Genomic DNA, 3534 nt, shown 5'->3' on the forward strand with positions numbered 1-3534 from the left:
ACCAGCTCGCGCTGGAGATCCTTCACCAGCACGGCGCCCACGGCGACCCCATGGGCGAGGACTTCGACTACGCCGCCGAGTTCCAAACCCTCGACTACGCGGCGGTGAAGCGTGACCTGACCGCGCTGATGACCGACAGCCAGCCCTGGTGGCCGGCCGACTACGGCCACTACGGCCCCTTCTTCATCCGCATGGCCTGGCACAGCGCCGGCACCTACCGCACCGGCGACGGCCGCGGCGGCGCCTCGTCCGGCGGACAACGCTTCGCCCCGCTCAACAGCTGGCCGGACAACGCCAACCTCGACAAGGCGCGCCGGCTTCTGTGGCCGATCAAGAAGAAGTACGGCCGCAAGCTCTCCTGGGCCGACCTGATGATCATGGCCGGCAACGTGGCTTTCGAGTCCATGGGCGCGCCGGTGTTCGGCTTCGGCGGCGGCCGCAAGGACGTCTGGGAGCCCCTGAAGGACATCTACTGGGGCACCGAGGAGCAGTGGGTCGGCCACGAGGGCAACCAGACCCGCATCGACGAGGAGTCGGGCCGGGCCCTGGAGAACCCGCTCGCTGCGGTCCAGATGGGCCTGATCTACGTCAACCCGGAAGGTCCCGGCGGCAATCCGGACCCGCTGAAGTCGGCCCGGGACATCCGCACCACCTTCTCGCGGATGGGCATGAACGACGAGGAGACCGTCGCCCTGACCGCCGGCGGGCACACCTTCGGCAAGGGCCACGGCGCCGGCGACGCCTCCAAGGTCGGGGCCGAGCCCGAGGGGGCGGACATCGCCCAGCAGGGCCTTGGCTGGCAAAGCGGCCACGAGAGCGGGATCGGCGACCACACCATCACCAGCGGCATCGAAGGCGCCTGGACGCCCACGCCCATCAAGTGGGACATGAGCTTCTTCCACATGCTGCTCGACTACGAATACGAGCTGGTGCGCAGCCCGGCCGGGGCCAAGCAGTGGCAGCCCATCAATCCGAAGCCGGAAGACCTGGCGCCGGGCGCGCACAGCCCGGAGCGGCGCGTGCCGACGATGATGACCACCGCCGACATGGCCTTCAAGATGGACCCGAAGTACCGGGAGATCTGCGAGCGGTTCCGCAACGATCCGGCCGCGTTCGGCGACGCCTTCGCCAGGGCCTGGTTCAAGCTCTGCCACCGCGACATGGGACCCAAGTCCCGTTACCTCGGGCCCGAGGTGCCGGCCGAGGACCTGATCTGGCAGGACCCGATCCCGCCGGTCGACCATCCGCTGGTGGATGCGGCCGACATCCAGGCGCTGAAGGGCAAGCTGCTGGCGAGCGGCCTGTCGGTCGCCGACCTGGTCCGCACCGCCTGGGCCTCGGCCTCCACCTACCGCTACTCGGACCACCGGGGCGGCGCTAACGGCGCGCGCATCCGGCTGGACCCGCAGCGGAACTGGGAGGTCAACGAGCCGGAGAAGCTGGCCCGCGTTCTCTCGGTGCTGGAGCGGATCAAGGCCGACTTCGACGCCTCCGCGTCCGGCGGCAAGAAGGTCTCACTGGCCGACCTGATCGTGCTGGGCGGGGTGGCGGCGGTGGAGAAGGCCGCCCGCGACGCCGGCCGCAACGTCGAGGTCCCGTTCATGCCCGGCCGCATGGACGCCTCGGCCGAACAGACCGACGCCGAGAGCTTCGAGGTGTTGGAGCCGAAGGCCGACGGCTTCCGCAACTACCTGCAGGTCCGCTTCAGCGTGCCCACCGAGGAGCTGATGATCGACCGGGCCCAGCTCCTGCAGCTGACCGCGCCGGAAATGACCGTGCTGGTCGGCGGCCTGCGCGTTCTGGGCGCCAACCACGGCGGCTCGAGGCACGGGGTGTTCACCGACCGGCCTGGCCAGCTGACCAACGACTTCTTCGTCAACCTGCTCGACATGGGCACGGCCTGGAAACAGGTGGACGACCGTGGCGACGAGGTTTTCGTCGGCACCTGCCGCAAGAGCGACCAGGAGAAGTGGACGGCCACCCGCACCGACCTGGTGTTCGGCGCCAACTCGCAGCTGCGAGCCCTGGCCGAGGTCTACGCCTCGGACGATGCGGGCGAGAAGTTCGTGAACGACTTCATCAGCGCCTGGACCAAGGTGATGAACGCCGACCGGTGGGACCTGCCCAGGCCCCAGAGGCTGCACCGGGCGGCGTGATCCTCACTGTCATCCCTGCCGCAGCGTAGCGGAAAACCGGGACCCAGGGCCGCCAGCGCAGCTTCTGGGTCCCGGATCGGCCCTGCGGGCCGTCCGGGGTGACGGCGGTTGGAGGTGCAAAGCATTGACGCTGCTGCACAAAAGCGCGACGCTTCAGCTAACGACAGCCAAGGCCCAGGTGGCCCATGAACACCGACGCCGTCACCCAAGCGGTCAACTTCGCGATCCTGGTCGCCCACCGGCTCGGCGAGCCCCGCGTCCTCGAACTCTCCCACCCGCAGTACCGCCAGCTCCGCAGAGCCGCCGACCCCGCTGACTGGTCGCTCCGCTCCACCTACCGTGGCCTTCGGGTCGTGGAGACGGACGAGCCCGACGGCCGGGTCCTCGTCTGGGACCGCATGCGCGAGACGGAGATGGTCCAGCGCATCGATTGGCCGGCCGGGCGCGGCTAGGGCGCTTCGGGATAGCCCAGCACGCAGAGGAACTGCGCCGTGGCCACGTCCCCGAGGAACTCCTTCGTCACCGCCGCCCCGTCGAACTCGGCGAGGGGCGCCGCTTCGAGACCGAGCGTGCGCGCGGCGATGATCAGCCAGGCCCCCTGCAGAGCGCGATTGCGCGCAGCCGTCTCGCGGACGAGCTGCAGGCGCGATTGCCGCCAATGGGGCGCGGGCGCCGAGCGGCCCATCAACAGTTCGGCGAAGCCGTCGTCATAGCCGACCAACGCGCAGGCGGGGGCGGCCTCCACGCTGCCCCGCGCGGCCTCGGGGAGCAGGCGCGAGAGCCTCGCCCGCGCGGCTGGGCTGACGATGAAAACGTACCTCGCGGCCGACCCTTCGGCGCCGCTGGGGCCAAGGCTCACAAGGGCGAAAAGCTCGTCGAGAGTCGCTCTCGGGACGGGGCGGGCGGAGAAGCGGACCGGCGCAGCCGCGCGAAAGAGCTGGTCCAGCGGGGGCGGCGCGGGCGCCCTCGGATGCAGCGGAACGACGCTGCCCATCACACCGCCTCCGCCCCGGCGTCCACGCCAAGCAAGGAGAGCAGGCGCCGCTTGAGCAGGCGCACCTGCTCTGGCCGCTGGCGGGCGGCTGGTCCCACCGGCACGTCGGCCGCGACCTTGCCGGCGTCCAGCACGACCACGCGGTCGGCGAGCGCGATGGCCTCCTCCACGTCGTGCGTCACCAGCAGGACGGCCGGGTTGTGGCGCGCCGACAGCTCCTTCAGCAGCGCGTGCATCCGGATCCGCGTCAGGGCGTCCAGCGCCCCGAACGGCTCGTCCGCCAGCAGCAGCTCGGGATCGCGCACCAGCGAGCGGGCCAGCGCCACCCGCTGCTGCTCGCCGCCGGAGAGCTCGTACGGCCAGGAGCCCTCCCGCCCTGCGAGG

Annotated in this window: 4 protein-coding genes; 2 read left to right on the plus strand and 2 right to left on the minus strand. The window is 70.7% G+C overall.

Features of this window, described 5'->3' with window-relative positions; translation table 11 throughout:
- Both katG and VHK87_RS10800 read left to right on the plus strand, forming a co-directional pair.
- Positions 1–2156, plus strand: a 2156-nt coding sequence (gene katG, locus VHK87_RS10795) for a catalase/peroxidase HPI (RefSeq protein WP_329634901.1), incomplete at its 5' end; no start/stop codon positions are given.
- Positions 2157–2341: 185 nt separating this feature from the next.
- On the plus strand, positions 2342–2608 hold the full coding sequence (locus VHK87_RS10800; protein ID WP_329634902.1) for a hypothetical protein: 267 nt from the start codon (positions 2342–2344) through the stop codon (positions 2606–2608).
- Here the strand turns inward: VHK87_RS10800 and VHK87_RS10805 are convergent.
- Both VHK87_RS10805 and VHK87_RS10810 read right to left on the minus strand, forming a co-directional pair.
- Positions 2605–3150 (minus strand): nitroreductase family protein, encoded by a 546-nt coding sequence (locus VHK87_RS10805; RefSeq protein ID WP_329634903.1) that lies wholly within the window; start codon positions 3148–3150, stop codon positions 2605–2607. The genes VHK87_RS10800 and VHK87_RS10805 overlap by 4 nt on opposite strands.
- Positions 3150–3534: ATP-binding cassette domain-containing protein (locus VHK87_RS10810; protein ID WP_329634904.1), on the minus strand; the 385-nt coding region annotated here is incomplete at its 5' end. The genes VHK87_RS10810 and VHK87_RS10805, both read right to left, overlap by 1 nt.

It is taken from the genome of Phenylobacterium sp. (genome assembly GCF_036263695.1).
GTDB lineage: Bacteria > Pseudomonadota > Alphaproteobacteria > Caulobacterales > Caulobacteraceae > Phenylobacterium.